The sequence below is a fragment of the Nitrincola tapanii genome (genome assembly GCF_008368715.1).
Lineage (GTDB): Bacteria > Pseudomonadota > Gammaproteobacteria > Pseudomonadales > Balneatricaceae > Nitrincola > Nitrincola tapanii.
In genome coordinates this window covers 23,507-40,373 of sequence record NZ_SMRS01000008.1, presented here as the reverse complement: position 1 = coordinate 40,373, position 16,867 = coordinate 23,507, and the positions used below count along the sequence as shown (strand labels likewise).

The following is a 16,867-nucleotide window of genomic DNA, read 5'->3' as shown; positions in this document are numbered from 1 at the left end:
AGGCGGCAAAACACAAAGTTTACCTTGCAGGCACGCACAGAGATAGCAGGTGCCGGATGCGACAGGCACCTAACCAGACGGCTCACAGCAACTTTTCACCCCAGGCGGGTAGAAGAGTTTGCTCTATGCCAAGATGGCTCAACAACCGCGCCACAATAAAATCCACCATATCCTCGATACTTTGCGGCTGATGATAAAATCCAGGACTGGCGGGCAGAATAACTGCGCCCATACGCGTCAAACGCAGCATATGCTCCAGATGAATTTCGGAATAGGGCGCCTCCCTAGGCACTAAAATCAACTGACGACGCTCTTTTAACGCTACATCCGCCGCACGCTCAATCAAATTATTGCTCGCCCCGGTGGCAATTGCCGACAGGCAACCGGTACTGCAAGGACACACCACCATCGCCGCAGGGGCGCTTGAGCCTGAGGCCACAGGAGCCATCCATTGCTCACGCGCAAACACACGTATCTGCCCAAGGCGGGCAGCATATTTTTCGCTCAGGAAGCGCTCCTGTGCTTCACTGGATCCTGGCAAAGAAAGAGTTGTTTCGGTCGCGATCACCACCTGAGCCGCTCGCGAAATCATCAACATCACCTGATAATCCGCGCGCACCAAACATTCCAGAAGGCGTAAAGCATACTGCACACCCGATGCGCCCGTGATCGCCAGAGTAATCCGCCCTTGAAAAACATCAGACATTTTCCGCTCCCTTCAACGCCTTAAGCAGCTGCTCATGTATCCCCCCAAAACTGCCATTAGACATGACCACTATTTCTGTACCGGGTTCAGCGGATGCAATCACCTCTGCCACCAACTCAGATAAATCGGCAAGCACTCGGGCAGGAACGGGGCTCTGATCCAACAAGGCCGCCAATGACCAACCCATCCCCTCCGGTTGATACCAAAACACCTCATCTGCTGCCACCACGGATTGCATTAACGCCGCCTGATGTGTCCCCATACGCATGGTATTAGAGCGTGGCTCAATCACGGCGACAACTCGCCCCTGCCCCACACGTGCGCGAACGCCGGCAAGAGTAGTTGCTATCGCCGTAGGATGATGCGCAAAATCATCGTACACCCTGACTCCCGCCACCTCACCGCGCAACTCCATACGACGCTTCACCCCCGGAAAGCTAGACAAAGCATCGAGAGCTATCGCCGGAGTGACTCCGACATGGCGTGCTGCAATCAGCGCATGCACGGCATTTTGCATATTATGCCGGCCGGTCAAATGCCAACGCACCTCCCCCTGAAGCACACCTTGATGCCAAACCTGGAAATGGCTTCCATCTGCACACAGCGCTTGCGTTTGCCAATCGTCATCGGCTTCAGATAAAGCTTGCGGACTCCAACAACCTGCTGCCACCACCTCTTGCAAAGCCTTGTCTTGGGCGGAACGAATCACCAGCCCCGAACTCGGCACCAAACGCAATAAATGTTGGAATTGTCGTTGAATCGCCGCCAAGTCAGGGAAGATATCCGCATGATCATATTCCAAATTATTCAGAATCAGCGTGCGCGGCGCGTAATGTACAAATTTTGAGCGCTTATCAAAAAACGCCGTGTCGTACTCATCCGCTTCGATCACAAAAAAAGGTGTCTCACCCAAACGTGCCGAAGCGGAAAAGCCACCCGGCACACCTCCGATCAGAAATCCAGGCGACATACCGGCCTGTTCGAGTATCCAGGCCAAGATCGCCGTTGTGGTGGTTTTACCATGCGTACCGGCCACGGCCAGTACCCAGCGTCCGGGTAAAATAAAGTCATGTAACCAAGCAGGCCCTGAGGTATAGGGCAAGCCCTTATCCAGCACATACTCAACACAGGGGTTACCACGTGACATCGCATTCCCTATCACTACCAGATCCGGTGCGGGTTGCAACTGCACCGGATCATACCCCTGCGTTAAGACAATACCCTTCTCTTCCAGTTGCGTGCTCATGGGGGGATAAACATTTTGATCTGAGCCCGTCACACGATAACCCGCCTCCTGCGCCAAAATCGCTAACGAGCCCATGAAGGTTCCACAAATTCCGAGTATATGTATGTGCACCGTGTTGAATTCCTTAATCATCAGGCTGGAAATCATATCAGCTTTCGAAGCGCCTGCCAGTTTCCTAAACGCAAGGCTTCATCTATTCGAATTCCATGATTTTCCGCCGCGTTTGGCGTAAAATACTGCAATCCAAATGAGCCATCCTAACTAGGAGAAAGGGTAAACAATGCAACTGCTGAGTAACTTCCTCAAACACAAGAAAACCGATCCCGAGCTGGTTGAGTTAATCGATACGCTGATGCTGGCTTGCAAAGAGATCGCCTTGCAGTTGCGTGAAGGTGAACTGGCGGGTGTTTTAGGTGTGACTGAAAATACCAATGTTCAAGGTGAAACACAGAAAAAGCTCGATGTAATTGCCAATGAGGTCATGAAAAAAGTCCTACTAGACAATCCGTTGGTGCGCGGTGTTGCCTCCGAAGAGGAAGATGATCCCGTTTTTGGCAATCCCGAAGGTCGCTTTTTGGTCACCTACGACCCTCTGGATGGTTCTTCTAATATTGATATCAATGTCTCCGTTGGCACCATCTTCTCCATTCTGGAAGTTCCACCGGGTGCCGAGCCAAGTGACAGCGTTGAGCTTTTCCTGCAACCTGGCACCCAGCAACTGGCGGCTGGATATGTTCTCTATGGCCCTTCGGCCGTCTTGGCTCTGACTACGGGTGATGGCGTGAATATGTTTACGCTGGCACATACCGGTGATTTCCTCCTCACGCATGAAGATGTCACTGTTCCTGCGGAAACACGTGAATTTGCCATCAACATGTCGAATCAGCGCTTCTGGGAAGTTGGCATGCAGACCTACGTGAGCGATCTGCTCGCCGGTAGCGAAGGGCCACGCAGCAAAAACTATAACATGCGCTGGGTGGCATCTATGGTCGCCGAAGTACATCGTATCCTGACGCGCGGCGGACTGTTTACCTACCCATGGGATTCACGCGAACCCAACAAACCCGGCAAGCTGCGTTTGATGTATGAGGGTAACCCCATGAGCATGCTGATTGAGCAGGCCGGCGGTTTATCAACTACCTGTTACGAGCGCATTATGGAAGTCCAGCCGGAACAGATTCATCAACGTGTTTCGGTTGCCCTAGGCTCTCGTGAAGAGGTCAAGGTTTTATTGGCATATCATCAAAAGCATCGTACAGAAAACGCGAACTGATCATTAGTCGTATACACCCGCTTAGGGTAAATCTTTATACTTTAAGCGGAAAGCGTATTGTCAACCGTTTTTATTCATCATACAGGAACTCACTTCATGAGCTTTGCAAACGTACCTTCTGGGAAAGACCTGCCGAATGATATCTACGTCGTAATCGAAATCCCGGCTGAAAGCTCGCCGGTTAAATACGAAATCGATAAAGACTCAGATGCTGTGTTTGTTGACCGCTTTATGGCAGCGCCTATGTTTTATCCTGCCAACTACGGTTACATCAACAATACCCTTGCTGATGACGGTGATGCGGTCGACGTTTTAGTCATCACTCCTTATCCAGTTGCCGTAGGTTCTGTGATTCGTTGCCGTCCAGTGGGCGTTCTGAACATGACAGACGAAGCAGGTCAGGATGCTAAACTGGTTGCCGTGCCTCACCAGAAACTGAGCCAGGCTTACAATGACATCAACGATATTGATGATCTGCCACAGCTCACCAAAGACCGTATCGCACACTTCTTCGAGAACTACAAAAAGCTGGAAGTCGGCAAGTGGGTTAAGGTAGAAGGTTGGGCCGATGCTGCCGCCGCTCGCCAAGCCATCATGGACGGCGTTGCTGCTTACGAAGCCGCAAGCAAGTAAGCGTACACCTTAGATCAACACTCTGTTGATTATGAAAACGCCCGCAATCGCGGGCGTTTTACTTTGCATACACTGTGACATCACTTTTGCGCGTGTTCTATCAGATCCTCAACCACTTCTTGTTCGATATGCAAATCCTCTGCATCCGGCTCAGCGTGAGGTAATATCAGGTTCAACAGAATCGCGACGACCCCACACAGGCTCACACCCTGAAGACTCAAGTCACCATCACCGAGCGCCATACCCCCTATCCCAAAAACCAGCACTGTGGCTACGATGACCAGATTACGCTGCTGCGCCATATCCACACGCGCCTTAATCAGCGTATTCATCCCCACCGCCGCAATGGAGCCAAACAACAAGATCAAAATCCCTCCCATCACCGGAGTCGGGATGGTTTGCAGCAGCACACCAAACTTGGAAATAAACGCCAGTAAAATGGCAAAGACAGCTGCCCAGATCATCACCATCGGATTAAAAGAGCGTGTTAACATGACTGCACCGGTAACTTCAGAATAGGTCGTATTGGGCGGTCCGCCAAACATCGCCGCCGCAGAAGTGGCAACTCCATCCCCAAACAGCGTACGGTGCAAACCGGGCTTTTTCACATAATCCTTACCCGTCACATTACTGATCGCCAACATATCCCCTACATGTTCAATGGCCGGAGCAATGGCGACAGGGATCATGAATAAAATCGCTTGCCAGTGAAACTCAGGCATCACAAACGCAGGAACCGCTAACCAAGGGCTTTGCTCAACTGGCTCAAAGCTCACCATTCCCATCCACCAAGCCACCAAGTAACCCAGCAACACTCCCGAAAGGATGGGCAAGAGTCGAAAGATACCTTTCGCAAAAACCGCCACAACCAGGGTGGTAATCAAAGACACCATGGAAACGAGTAAAGCATCCTGATAGGCAAACAACTCAAAGGAGCCATCTCCAGCCTTACCCATTGCCATGTTCACCGCAATTGGGGCCAAGCCTAATCCGATCACCATAATCACAGGACCGGTCACAACCGGCGGTAGAATCCGATGCAAAAATCCCACACCCCGCCACTTCACCAATAACGCCAAGCCCATATACACCAGACCGGCGACAAATAACGCCCCCATGGTGGCAGGCACACCCCAGGTTTGCACCGAAAACAAAATCGGCGCGATGAATACAAAGGAGGAGGCCAAAAAAATCGGCACACTGACGCCGGTAATCAAATGGAACATCAAGGTTCCCAGCCCGGCTGTAAACAACGCCACGCTCGGATCAAGGCCGGTCAACAAAGGCATTAAGACCAAGGCACCAAAAGCGACAAACAACATTTGTGAACCCGAAAGTACCGTTCGCCAGTGCCAGGGCTGCTCAAGGGGAGCTATCCATTTCATCTTTATTTCCTCATTTAGTGCCAAAAATTTTATCACCTGCATCCCCTAAGCCAGGAATGATGTAGCCTTTCTCATTCAAATGCGAATCGATCGCAGCCGTAAAGATATCCACATCGGGATGCGCAGCTTGCACACGCTCAATCCCCTCCGGCGCAGCCACCAAGACTAAGGCCCGAATACTGCTACAACCGGCTTTTTTCAGCATATCGATCGTCGCTATCATCGATCCTCCGGTTGCCAACATCGGATCTACAATCAAGGCCATGCGCGCCTCAATATCACTGGCCAATTTTTCAAAGTAAGCCACCGGCTCCAGAGTCTCCTCATCTCGATACACGCCCACTACCGAAATTTTGGCACTCGGCACAAGATCCAAGACCCCATCCAACATTCCTAAACCCGCCCGCAAAATTGGCACAACGGTTATTTTCTTGCCTTTAATCCGCTCGACTGTCACCGGACCATTCCAGCCTTCAATTTCACAAGGCTCCAATTCAAAATCCTGAGTCGCTTCATAGGTAAGCAAACACCCAACCTCTGCGGCCAACTGCCGAAAACTCCGAGTGCTCTTATCCACGGAGCGCATCAGCCCCAGCTTGTGTTGCACTAACGGATGGCGTATCTCATAGACACTCATACGGTCCCCTTTTTACGATTTGGCCGGAATGGATTAAGTCAGAGCTTTTCATTTTTAGGTAAAGCGATCCGCATTTCAATAATTTTACCTAAGGGTCAAGTTTTCAATCTTGCTGTCTGCACTAAAGCTCAGTAAGGTGGCGTCTTTTAGCAGCCAGGTTCGGCTGTGACCGTTGTAAGAGAATCAAACTATGCAAACTGATGCCCTACTGGCGGAAGAGATTCGCCAGGTTTATATCGAATCCGATCTTTTATACAGCCAGCTAGAGGTTGAGCAAGCGATCAATCGCATGGCTGCAGAGATTACTGAAGCCTTAGGCGAACAAGACCCTGTTCTTTTCTGTGTGATGAACGGTGGCCTGGTCATTACCGGCCAGCTTCTGACCCGACTGAACTTCCCTCTGCAAGTGAGCTATTTACATGCCACCCGCTATCGTAATACAACGTCTGGGCATGAACTGGAATGGAAGGTTCCGCCGATGATCGATTTTACCGGCCGTCCCGTTCTGATTATCGATGACATTCTCGATGAGGGGCACACCCTAGCTGAAATCCTAGATTTCTGCCGGGCTCAGGGGGCAAGTCGTGTCTATAGCGCCGTGCTGATCAACAAATTGCATGAACGCAAAGCGCGCCCAGATCTGCAAGCCGAGTTTGTCGGCCTTGAAATTGAGGACCGCTACATCTTTGGCTATGGCATGGATTACAAAGGTTATTGGCGCAATGCTCCTGGCATTTACGCGGTGAAAGGGATGTAACTCGCAACACAGGTGAGCTGCGTGTCTGCCGCAACTCACTTTTAGAGTCTATCTAAAGAGTTTAAGCCGGGTGCAACTCTTCAAATAACTGCACAAATTCCTGTGTCAGTTTATGTGAAGGTGCCATATGGATCAGTGGGGTTGCCAGGGAATGCGACTCTTTCATTTTGACCGATGAAGAGATACGCGAAGCTAAAACCGGCAAACCTTCTGCTTCCAATTCAGCAACCATTTTTTGTGGCAAGGACGCACGCGGCTGAAACTGATTCACCACAATCCCCTCCACTTCCAGATGCGGGTTATGATCTTCACGCGCTTCCTGTACGTTGTTCAACAAGCTATACAGGGCCTGGCGCGCAAAATCGTCACAATCAAACGGAATCAAACAACGCTCTGCCGCGACTAAAGCAGAAAGGGTAAAAAAGTTGTAGGCCGGCGGAGTATCGATATAAATCGCATCATACTCCTCACGTAGGATATGCAAGGCATCACGCAGCTTATAGATCTTATGCTTACTTTCTAACTTCGACTGCAGATCGCCTAAGTCGGGGTGAGAAGGCACAAGATGCAAGTCCGCAAAAGGCGTTGCATGCACAAAAACCGTGGGGGGTTGCGGTTTTAACTGCAATGTCAGGGTTTGTTCAAAAAAATCACGCACATCTGTCGTCGGGGTGTTGGCGGCATCCCCAAGTAGATAGTGGGTCGAGTTACACTGAGGATCGAGATCTATAATCAAGGTCTTGCTACCACGATGAGCACTCAGCGCCGCCAGATTCACAGCGATACTCGATTTACCCACGCCTCCTTTTTGATTAAACACCACTCGAATCATTTCCTTACCCTCAGCCAACCGCTTGAAAATCGCGCACGCGACAAAGCATGCACTATGGCGAAAATCCAGATAAGGGTCAATCACACCCCGCTGAACGCTCCCTAGACTTAAGGCAAATAGCTGGAAGAAATGAGCTTAACTTCGGCAAAATTGCGGCTAACAGACAAAATTTTTATCTGCAAATAGACACCCGATCGGATTTCAGGCAAACTTCACACATCCGGAATCGTCAATAAGATATGTCTGAAAATGGTAAAAGTTCTGCTGCTAAATGGCCCAAATCTTAACTTACTGGGAACACGTGAGCCGGAAATCTATGGCCACACGACCCTGGCGGACATTGAACAGCTGTTGACGGCCCAAGCAGCCTCCCTAGGGATCATGCTTGAGTGTCTGCAAAGTAATGCCGAGCACCTGTTAATCGAACGTATTCATCAGGCACGCTTGGATCAAACCGCCTTCATTCTCATAAATCCGGCGGCGTTCACCCATACCAGCGTTGCTTTACGCGATGCTCTGGCAGGTGTAGCCATCCCCTTTATTGAAATACATCTCTCTAATGTTCATGCTCGCGAGCCTTTCCGTCATCACTCCTATCTGTCGGATATTGCGCGCGGTGTCATTTGCGGTCTGGGTACCCAGGGTTATGAGTTAGCTCTCCAGGCAGCCGCGCGCCAACTGGTCAATCAAGCTTGATCTTTAGAGCCCTGTTAATTTTTAAATTGAGACGACACTAGAATGGATATTCGTAAAGTTAAAAAACTGATCGAACTGCTGGAAGAATCCAACATTAACGAGATTGAGATTAAAGAAGGTGAAGAGTCCGTTCGCATCAGCCGTGGCTCCAGTGTAGCCGCCCCCGTTTATGCTCAGCCCACCGTGATGAGTGCACCGGCGCCTAGCGCTCCAGCTCCCGTTGCGGCAACCAGCACAGAAGCGCCAGCAGAAGTGATGCGTGGCCATCAAGTACGCTCACCCATGGTCGGCACTTTCTACAGCGCTCCGTCACCCAGTTCAGCACCATTTATTGCTGTAGGCAAAAGCGTGAAAGTAGGTGATGTTATCTGTATCGTCGAAGCGATGAAAATGATGAACCAGATCGAAGCCGACAAGGCCGGTGTCATTGAGGCTATTCTGGTTGAAGACGGCCAGCCTGTTGAATACGACCAGCCTTTGGTCACTATCGTCTAATTGCTCGCCAACCTACTAAGGATTTTGCACCGATGCTGGAAAAAGTTCTAATTGCCAACCGCGGTGAAATCGCTCTGCGTATTTTACGCGCCTGCAAGGAACTGGGCATACGCACTGTCGCCGTTCATTCGCAGCCGGATCGTGATTTGATGCACGTTCGCCTAGCCGATGAAGCCGTCTGCATAGGCCCAGCCCCCTCATCGAAAAGTTACCTGAACATTCCGGCTTTAATCAGTGCGGCCGAAGTCACTGACTCGGTCGGCATTCATCCGGGCTATGGTTTCCTTGCAGAAAATGCCGGGTTCGCTGAGCAGGTTGAACGTTCAGGCTTTACCTTTATCGGCCCGACCGCTGATGTCATTCGCTTAATGGGTGATAAGGTTTCAGCCATCGCTGCGATGAAAAAAGCCGGGGTTCCAACCGTTCCTGGATCTGACGGCCCATTGCCAGACAACAATGATGAACTCTTTGCCATTGGACGTCGTATCGGCTATCCGGTGATCGTCAAAGCAGCGGCAGGGGGCGGTGGACGTGGCATGCGTGTTGTACATGCCGAAGCACATTTGCTGAACGCCATCCATGTCACGCGTTCAGAAGCAGCCGCTGCTTTTGGGGATGATACGCTCTATATGGAGAAGTTCCTCGAAAACCCACGCCATGTTGAGGTACAGGTACTGGCGGATGGTCAGGGCCACGCCATTCATCTCTATGATCGTGACTGCTCTATGCAGCGCCGCCACCAAAAGGTCGTCGAAGAAGCTCCGGCGCCCATGATCGATCCTGAAGCTCGCGCTGAAGTTTTAAAATCATGCGTAGATGCTTGCCTACACATCGGTTATCGCGGTGCCGGCACCTTCGAGTTTCTTTACGAAGATGGCCGTTTCTATTTTATCGAGATGAACACCCGTGTGCAGGTGGAACATCCTGTCACCGAAATGGTCACCGGTGTGGATATTGTTAAAGAGCAGCTGCGCATCGCTTCCGGCCTACCCTTGTCTTATACCCAAGAAGACATAGTGCTGCGTGGTCATGCGTTTGAATGCCGCCTGAATGCAGAAGACCCTAAGTCTTTCTTGCCCTGTCCAGGCAAGGTAACACATTTCCACGCTCCGGGCGGAAATGGGGTACGTGTCGACTCACATCTGTATGATGGTTATACCGTTCCTCCTCATTACGACTCTCTGATTGCCAAATTGATCACCTATGGTGAAGATCGGGCAACCGCTCTGATGCGTATGCAGAATGCTTTGGATGAGACCATGATTGATGGTATTCGCACCAACATACCTTTGCATCAAGAAATCGTACGTGATGCTAACTTTGCGCGCGGTGGTGTCAATATCCACTATCTGGAAAAGAAACTTGGGCTTTAAGCCTTCTGTATCTGCCTCTAGGCCCGCTTAGCGGGCCTTTTTTTCGGCACTTGGTGTACGCCCCCGCACTTTTTCGCGATACTTAACCCAGATTTTTCAGTACGAGACTCATCATGCCTTGGTTACAAATCCGCCTTGCTGTTGCGCCCGATCAAGCCGAATTTTATGAAGATCTTCTGCTTGAAGCAGGTTGTGCTGCCGTCACCTATCAAGATGCCCAAGATGAACCCATCTTTGAACCAGATCTGGGGACGACCCCGCTCTGGAGCCAAACCCACATCACCGGTTTATTTGATGCCGAGCATGATCTGCAAGCTACCTTAGCTGCACTGCAAGACGCACAACAGACTGCACTGGGCGAGCAGAGTTCTCTACCCTCTTTTCATGCCGAAATTCTAGAGGATAAAGATTGGGAAAGAGCCTGGATGGACACTTACCATCCCATGCAATTTGGCCAACGTCTCTGGGTCTGCCCAAGTTGGCGCGAAGTCCCCGATCCTGAGGCGGTCAATCTAATGCTGGATCCAGGCCTTGCGTTTGGGACGGGCACTCACCCCACGACGGCGCTCTGTCTAGAGTGGCTTGATGCACAAGAGCTTGAGAATCGTTTAGTTGTGGATTATGGCTGTGGTTCCGGAATTCTCGGGATCGCGGCTCTGTTATTAGGCGCCAAAGAGGTGATCGCTGTGGATATTGATCCACAAGCCTTGATTGCAACTCAGGATAATCTTACCCGCAACCAACTGACACAAGAGCGTTTGAGCACCTATCTGCCACCTGCAACACCCAGTGTTCAGGCTGATGTTCTAGTGGCAAACATCCTGGCAGGGCCCTTAGCTCAACTCTATCCAACACTCGATGCGTTGGTGCGTCCAGGTGGGAAAATCTTGCTTTCAGGCTTATTGAGTACTCAGGCCGAGGAGATCGGTGCGGTCTATGCACAGACCTTTGACATGGAACCCGCCACTGAAAAAGAGGGCTGGGTACGTCTAACAGGACGCCGCCGGAGCTAATGCATGGACAACCTGACGGTTCAGTGCCCAACCTGCCAAACACGTTATCGTGTAACACCAGGACAGCTCCGAATCGCGAACGGTCAAGTTCGTTGCGGCCAATGTTTGAGCGTTTTTCAGGCACAACCCGCGGAAGCTCGAGCCCACAACCCCACACTGGAAGCCCTTCAGGCTACAGCCCAAGATCCTTCCAGTGAACTCCACCTCAGTCTGCCGGGTGAAAAGCGCCAGAAGGTGATGGAGTCTCCTCTGCGCCCAGGCCCAAAAACGGACTCAAGCCGCTCAGAACTTCCACAGCTCCATGAGTCTGATGATCGAGTCCCTTTTCTCAACCTTCCTGTAGAACCTGTTCGCCTCTATGTCGCTCAAAAAGAGAAAAAAAGCTGGGCACCCGCCTGCCTGTTTCTAGGGGCCAGCTTGTTGGCGGTGAGCTTACTGGCAAGCCAATACCTCTGGTTTGAACGACAAAAAATGGGACATCTGCCGCAATTGAGTACTTATTATGCGCACCTCTGCCGCTATCTTGATTGCGCTCTACCCAGTCGTTCGGCTTATCGTGAAATACAACTGCACCACCTTCAGGTCAGCGATGATCCCGATTCGGCACGCCATCTGCGTGTCCAAGTCATCCTCGAAAACCAGGCCGCTTTTGTGCAACCTTTCCCACGTATTCGCCTCACCCTCAGCGATCAACAAGGTCGGCGGATCAGTGTGCAAGACCGCGTAGCCTCTGATTATCTAGCACCTGGCCACTTCGACGCCCTGCGTATGCCGACTGGACAGCGACTCGAAATTACCCTCCACCTGGCACGCCCTATCCGTGGTGAGCTGGGTTATCAGCTCGATCTTCTCCCCGCCCTTTAAACCCACTTCATAGGCAGCGGTTAAAAAATCATCAGATACGACTTGGAGGGCTGAAGCTTAAGCGGTATCATTAGCCCCCTCCCGTGAATTACCCTGTTCCGGAGCCTTGGCTCTGGCGATGTGTTTTTGACTCTTTTTAAGGTGCCAGCATGTTTCGGGTCGGACCCTACAGCATAGATAGCCAGGTGATTCTGGCGCCCATGGCCGGCATCACTGACAGACCTTTTCGTCAGCTTTGTCGCCGCATGGGCGCAGGTTTGGCTGTCTCCGAGATGGTGATTTCAGACACCCGCTTCTGGAAAACAGCTAAATCGGCTTATCGCTTAGACCACCAGGGAGAAACCTCACCACGCTCTGTGCAGATTGCCGGTTCCGATCCGCTGATGATGGCAGAAGCCGCGCGCATGAATGCTGAGCGCGGCGCACAAATCATCGATATCAACATAGGCTGCCCAGCTAAAAAAGTCTGCAACCGCGCAGCAGGTTCCGCCTTGATGCGCGAACCGGCACTCGTCGGTCAGATTTTGGACGCTGTGGTCAACGCGGTGGATATTCCGGTGACCTTAAAGATGCGTACGGGTTGGTCTCCGGACATGCGTAATGGTATCGAGATCGCACGCATGGCACAGGCTGCAGGGATTCAAGCCCTCGCAGTACATGGACGTACCCGCGCCGATGCTTATCGTGGCCAGGCCGAATATGACACCCTGGCGCGCATTCGTGAGGTGATTGAGATTCCTTTGTTTGCCAATGGTGATATCAATACCCCCGAGAAAGCCCAGCAGGTTTTACGCCATACCGGTGCCGATGCGGTCATGATTGGTCGCGGCGCTCAAGGACGACCCTGGATTTTCCGTGAAATCGACCATTTTCTCCGACATGGAAAGCATCTCGCAGCACCTTCGCTGCGGGAGAAACGCCAGATCATCTTTGCTCACCTACAAGAACTCCATGAGTTTTATGGTGATCAAGGTGTGCGCATTGCACGCAAACATCTAGGCTGGTACCTGCAACAGATTCCACAGGGCACGGATTTTAAGCAACACTTTCATCAATTAGAGACAGCCGAACAGCAGGTTGACGCCCTGACCGTGTTCTTTGACACACAAAGGAGCGCAGCTGCCTGACCCCAGGATTTGCTATGAACGCCATGGACAATAAACTTGTGAAGCACACCCACACCGCACAGCCCACTACGCCGCCACAGACTCTTCGTGACAGCGTCCATCATTCGATGACCAGCTACTTTAAGCAGCTGGATGGCCAACCGGTCACGGATGTGTATCAAATGGTGCTGGCTGAAATTGAAGCCCCGCTGTTTGAAACCGTCATGGCCTATACCAAAGACAACCAAACCAAAGCATCAGAGTTGCTCGGTCTCAACCGTGGCACTCTGCGCAAAAAACTCAAGCAGTACGGACTGCTCTAATCACCTGAACCTTCTGGCCGGAACTCCCTTATGTCTGAGCAAGCTTACACCCCTGTTCGTCGTGCACTGATCAGCGTGTCCGATAAAACTGGAATTATTGAATTTGCCCGCGCCCTGACCGATTTAGGCGTTGAACTGCTGTCTACAGGTGGCACCTACAAACTCCTGTGTGATCAACAAATCCCTGCAACCGAAGTTTCAGATTACACCGGTTTCCCAGAAATGATGGACGGTCGCGTCAAAACCCTGCACCCCAAAGTCCACGGTGGTATCTTAGGGCGTCGTGGTCAGGATGATGAAATCATGCAGGCGCATGGAATTGAGGCGATCGATATGGTGATCGTTAACCTCTACCCATTTGCTCAAACCATTGCGCGTCCAGATTGTGACCTGGCGATGGCGATTGAAAACATCGATATCGGTGGCCCGACCATGGTGCGCTCAGCTGCCAAAAATCATAAAGATGTAGCAATCCTAGTGAACGCCAGTGACTATGACGGTGTGCTGCAAGAGCTAACCACCCATCAGGGTCTGAGCCAAGCCACACGCTTTGATCTGGCCGTCAAAGCTTTTGAACATACCGCAGCCTATGATGGCATGATCGCTAACTACTTAGGTGCGATTGTGGAAGGTGATGAAGAGCTGCCCTCCGACTTCCCGCGTACTTTCAACACCCAATTTATCAAAGCGCAAGAGATGCGTTACGGTGAGAACCCGCATCAGAAAGCCGCTTTTTACGTTGAAGCTAATCCGGGTGAGCCTTCCGTTTCAACTGCGCGCCAGCTGCAGGGTAAAGCACTCTCTTATAACAATGTCGCGGATACCGATGCGGCTCTGGAGTGTGTTAAGCCTTTCCGTGAGCCCGCCTGTGTTATCGTCAAGCATGCCAACCCTTGTGGCGTTGCGATTGGCCAAGACCTCCTTGATGCTTATAACCGCGCCTTCCAAACCGATCCCACGTCTGCTTTTGGTGGCATCATCGCCTTCAACCGTGAACTGGATGCCAAAACCGCACAGGCCATTGTGGATCGCCAGTTTGTCGAAGTGATTATTGCTCCCAGCGTGACGCAAGAGGCCTCTGATATTGTTGCCCGCAAACCGAATGTCCGTCTGCTTGCCGCCGGCCAATGGTCACAACAACGCGCCCACTCTCTGGACTATAAGCGCGTCAACGGTGGCTTGCTGATTCAAGAAAGAGATCTCGGCATGATCGATGCCTCACAACTGCGCATCGTCACCGAGCGCAAGCCGTCTGAACAGGAGATTCGTGATCTACTCTTCTGCTGGGAAGTGGCCAAGTTTGTAAAATCCAATGCCATCGTTTATGCCCGTAATGGCCAGACTATCGGCATCGGAGCCGGCCAAATGAGCCGCGTCTACTCCGCAAAAATCGCCGGTATCAAAGCGGCAGATGAAGGTTTGGAAGTCAAAGGTTCGGTTATGGCTTCGGATGCCTTCTTCCCCTTCCGGGATGGTATCGACTCTGCCGCAGCAGCCGGCATCACCGCCGTGATTCAGCCTGGCGGCTCCATGCGTGATCAAGAAGTGATCGATGCCGCTAACGAACAAGGTTTGGCAATGGTCTTTACCGGCATGCGCCACTTCCGCCACTAAACCCTGAGGAAAACAGATGAAAATTTTAGTAATCGGTTCAGGTGGACGCGAGCATGCCCTGGCTTGGTCTATTGCCCAAGACAGCCAAGTCAGCCAGGTGTTTGTTGCACCGGGCAATGCGGGCACCGCCACAGAAACCAAGGTACAAAATATTGCGATCGATGTGTTGGATATCGAGGGCTTACTGACTTTTGCTCAGCAGGAAAAAATTGACCTCACATTAGTCGGCCCTGAAGCCCCTTTAGTGGCTGGAGTCGTGGATCGTTTTCAGGCCGCCGGCCTGCGTATCTTTGGCCCCAGTGCCGCAGCAGCTCAACTTGAGGGCTCTAAAGCCTTCACCAAAGACTTCCTAGCGCGTCACCAGATTCCCACCGCCGCGTATCAGAATTTCACTGAGATCGAACCGGCGCTGGCCTATATCCGTGAGCAGGGCGCTCCGATTGTGGTCAAAGCGGATGGCCTGGCCGCAGGCAAAGGCGTGATCGTGGCCATGACCGAAGCCGAAGCCGAAGCCGCCGTGCGCGATATGCTCGCAGGAAATGCCTTTGGTGAAGCCGGTGCGCGCGTCGTCATCGAAGAGTTTTTGGAAGGTGAGGAAGCTTCTTTCATTGTGATGGTCGATGGTGATCATGTATTGCCGATGGCTACCAGTCAGGATCATAAACGTGTCGGGGATGCTGATACCGGTCCGAACACCGGAGGTATGGGCGCTTATTCACCCGCACCGGTGGTCACCCCTGAGGTGCATCAACGTGTCATGGATGAGGTGATCATGCCGACCGTACGTGGCATGAAAGCCGAAGGTCATCCTTATACTGGTTTTTTATATGCCGGTTTGATGATCTCCGCAGAGGGGGCGCCTAAGGTCATCGAGTATAACTGCCGCTTTGGGGATCCAGAAACCCAGCCGATTATGATGCGTTTACAGACCAGTCTGGTCGATCTGTGTGAAGCGGCTCTGGACCGTCGCCTCAACGAGGTCACCGCCGAGTGGGATCCACGTTGTGCGATCGGTGTCGTGATGGCCGCAGCGGGTTACCCTGGCGATTATCCCAAAGGCGATGTGATCACCTTGCCGGCTCGCTTCCCCGTGGACAGTTATGTCTTCCATGCAGGCACTCGCTTACAGGACGGTGAGTTACAGACTTCAGGTGGGCGTGTACTCTGTGTCACCGCTCTAGGTGCCAGTGTCAGTGACGCACAAGCACATGCTTATGACCTGGTGGATCAGATTCAATGGTCAGGTGCCTTCTGCCGCCGTGATATAGGCTATCGTGCCATTGCACGTGAGCAACAAGCTTAAGCCTCTGCTCTAGCGGAGTGGGCAGTAAAATAGCGCCCATTCCGCCCTTCCTCTCTCTCTCTCTTTGGATAGCAACCTTGAGCTAGACAACACCCCCTCGTTATACTCAGGTCTTTCAGTGAATTTGGAGATCTGTGATGGATTGTCTGTTTTGTAAAATCCTAGCCGGTGAAATTCCAGCGCAACGCCTTTACGAAGATGATCGTGTCATCGCTTTCCGCGACATCAATCCACAAGCCCCCTTTCATGCCTTGATCATTCCTCGCAAACACATCTCTACCCTGAATGATGTGCAAGCTGAGGATGCCGAGCTGGTCGGGCATATGCTACGTACCGCCGCAACCCTAGCGTCTGAGTATGGTTTTGCACAGGAGGGTTATCGCACTGTCTTTAACTGTAATCCACACGGTGGTCAGACGGTTTACCATATCCATCTGCACCTTTTAGGCGGTAAACCACTGGGTTGGCCACCCTATCAAGACACACTCAAGGTGGCGGTGGAGTAATCGACTCTTTTGCTGCGCTGCGTCATAATTCTGTCCAGCGCAGTGTCTTACACTCTGCATAGAGTCACCATAAAGTCACCTGCATCCGCTAGATGATCCGCATCA

18 protein-coding genes are annotated in these 16,867 nt (G+C 51.8%); 13 read left to right on the top strand and 5 right to left on the bottom strand.

All coding sequences use genetic code 11. The features are described 5' to 3' along the window. Nucleotides 1-82 precede the first annotated feature (82 nt). Both E1H14_RS10890 and mpl read right to left on the bottom strand, forming a co-directional pair. Nucleotides 83-706 (bottom strand): flavin prenyltransferase UbiX, encoded by a 624-nt coding sequence (locus tag E1H14_RS10890; RefSeq protein WP_149391509.1) that lies wholly within the window; start codon nt 704-706, stop codon nt 83-85. Beyond that, complete coding sequence (mpl, locus tag E1H14_RS10885; protein WP_149391508.1) at nt 699-2,063, bottom strand: UDP-N-acetylmuramate:L-alanyl-gamma-D-glutamyl-meso-diaminopimelate ligase; 1,365 nt, start codon at nt 2,061-2,063, stop codon at nt 699-701. The genes E1H14_RS10890 and mpl overlap by 8 nt, the downstream gene beginning before the upstream one ends. A gap of 169 nt (nt 2,064-2,232) precedes the next feature. On the opposite strand from mpl, the gene E1H14_RS10880 reads away from it, so the two are divergent. Further along, complete coding sequence (locus tag E1H14_RS10880) at nt 2,233-3,225, top strand: class 1 fructose-bisphosphatase (RefSeq protein WP_149391507.1); 993 nt, start codon at nt 2,233-2,235, stop codon at nt 3,223-3,225. Between the two features lie 96 nt (nt 3,226-3,321). Continuing rightward, nucleotides 3,322-3,858, top strand: coding sequence for an inorganic diphosphatase (gene ppa / locus E1H14_RS10875; protein ID WP_149391506.1), 537 nt, complete (start codon nt 3,322-3,324; stop codon nt 3,856-3,858). An 80-nt stretch (nt 3,859-3,938) separates the two neighbouring features. On the opposite strand, the gene E1H14_RS10870 is transcribed toward ppa, so the two are convergent. Beyond that, nucleotides 3,939-5,243, bottom strand: a complete 1,305-nt coding sequence (locus E1H14_RS10870) for a uracil-xanthine permease family protein (RefSeq protein WP_149391505.1) — start codon at nt 5,241-5,243, stop codon at nt 3,939-3,941. A gap of 10 nt (nt 5,244-5,253) precedes the next feature. Continuing rightward, on the bottom strand, nt 5,254-5,880 hold the full coding sequence (upp, locus tag E1H14_RS10865) for a uracil phosphoribosyltransferase (protein ID WP_149391504.1): 627 nt from the start codon (nt 5,878-5,880) through the stop codon (nt 5,254-5,256). A gap of 190 nt (nt 5,881-6,070) precedes the next feature. On the opposite strand from upp, the gene E1H14_RS10860 reads away from it, so the two are divergent. Further along, nucleotides 6,071-6,637, top strand: a complete 567-nt coding sequence (locus tag E1H14_RS10860) for a hypoxanthine-guanine phosphoribosyltransferase (RefSeq protein WP_149391503.1) — start codon at nt 6,071-6,073, stop codon at nt 6,635-6,637. A 61-nt stretch (nt 6,638-6,698) separates the two neighbouring features. Here the strand turns inward: E1H14_RS10860 and E1H14_RS10855 are convergent, their stop codons facing one another. Beyond that, nucleotides 6,699-7,469, bottom strand: coding sequence for a ParA family protein (locus E1H14_RS10855; protein WP_149391645.1), 771 nt, complete (start codon nt 7,467-7,469; stop codon nt 6,699-6,701). A gap of 249 nt (nt 7,470-7,718) precedes the next feature. Here E1H14_RS10855 and aroQ point away from each other — a divergent pair, with 249 nt between their 5' ends. From aroQ to E1H14_RS10805, 10 genes are all read left to right on the top strand, one after another. Beyond that, a complete protein-coding gene (gene aroQ / locus E1H14_RS10850; RefSeq protein WP_149391502.1) occupies nt 7,719-8,165 on the top strand; it encodes a type II 3-dehydroquinate dehydratase in 447 nt (148 codons plus the stop codon). Between the two features lie 42 nt (nt 8,166-8,207). Then, entirely contained in the window at nt 8,208-8,660 is a 453-nt protein-coding gene (gene accB / locus E1H14_RS10845; RefSeq protein WP_149391501.1) for an acetyl-CoA carboxylase biotin carboxyl carrier protein, read from the top strand. A 32-nt stretch (nt 8,661-8,692) separates the two neighbouring features. Next, the gene (gene accC, locus E1H14_RS10840) at nt 8,693-10,033 is read left to right on the top strand and encodes an acetyl-CoA carboxylase biotin carboxylase subunit (protein WP_149391500.1); all 1,341 of its coding nucleotides are present in this window, start codon (nt 8,693-8,695) and stop codon (nt 10,031-10,033) included. Nucleotides 10,034-10,146: 113 nt separating this feature from the next. After that, nucleotides 10,147-11,046, top strand: a complete 900-nt coding sequence (gene prmA / locus E1H14_RS10835) for a 50S ribosomal protein L11 methyltransferase (protein ID WP_149391499.1) — start codon at nt 10,147-10,149, stop codon at nt 11,044-11,046. Between the two features lie 3 nt (nt 11,047-11,049). Beyond that, complete coding sequence (locus E1H14_RS10830; RefSeq protein WP_149391498.1) at nt 11,050-11,910, top strand: DUF3426 domain-containing protein; 861 nt, start codon at nt 11,050-11,052, stop codon at nt 11,908-11,910. A 149-nt stretch (nt 11,911-12,059) separates the two neighbouring features. Next, nucleotides 12,060-13,037, top strand: a complete 978-nt coding sequence (dusB, locus tag E1H14_RS10825) for a tRNA dihydrouridine synthase DusB (RefSeq protein WP_149391497.1) — start codon at nt 12,060-12,062, stop codon at nt 13,035-13,037. Between the two features lie 23 nt (nt 13,038-13,060). Beyond that, nucleotides 13,061-13,339, top strand: coding sequence for a DNA-binding transcriptional regulator Fis (fis, locus tag E1H14_RS10820; RefSeq protein WP_149391496.1), 279 nt, complete (start codon nt 13,061-13,063; stop codon nt 13,337-13,339). 30 nt (nt 13,340-13,369) lie between these two features. Continuing rightward, on the top strand, nt 13,370-14,953 hold the full coding sequence (purH, locus tag E1H14_RS10815) for a bifunctional phosphoribosylaminoimidazolecarboxamide formyltransferase/IMP cyclohydrolase (RefSeq protein ID WP_149391495.1): 1,584 nt from the start codon (nt 13,370-13,372) through the stop codon (nt 14,951-14,953). 16 nt (nt 14,954-14,969) lie between these two features. After that, nucleotides 14,970-16,256, top strand: a complete 1,287-nt coding sequence (gene purD / locus E1H14_RS10810) for a phosphoribosylamine--glycine ligase (protein WP_149391494.1) — start codon at nt 14,970-14,972, stop codon at nt 16,254-16,256. 137 nt (nt 16,257-16,393) lie between these two features. Next, nucleotides 16,394-16,762, top strand: coding sequence for a histidine triad nucleotide-binding protein (locus E1H14_RS10805; RefSeq protein WP_200834093.1), 369 nt, complete (start codon nt 16,394-16,396; stop codon nt 16,760-16,762). Nucleotides 16,763-16,867 lie beyond the last annotated feature (105 nt).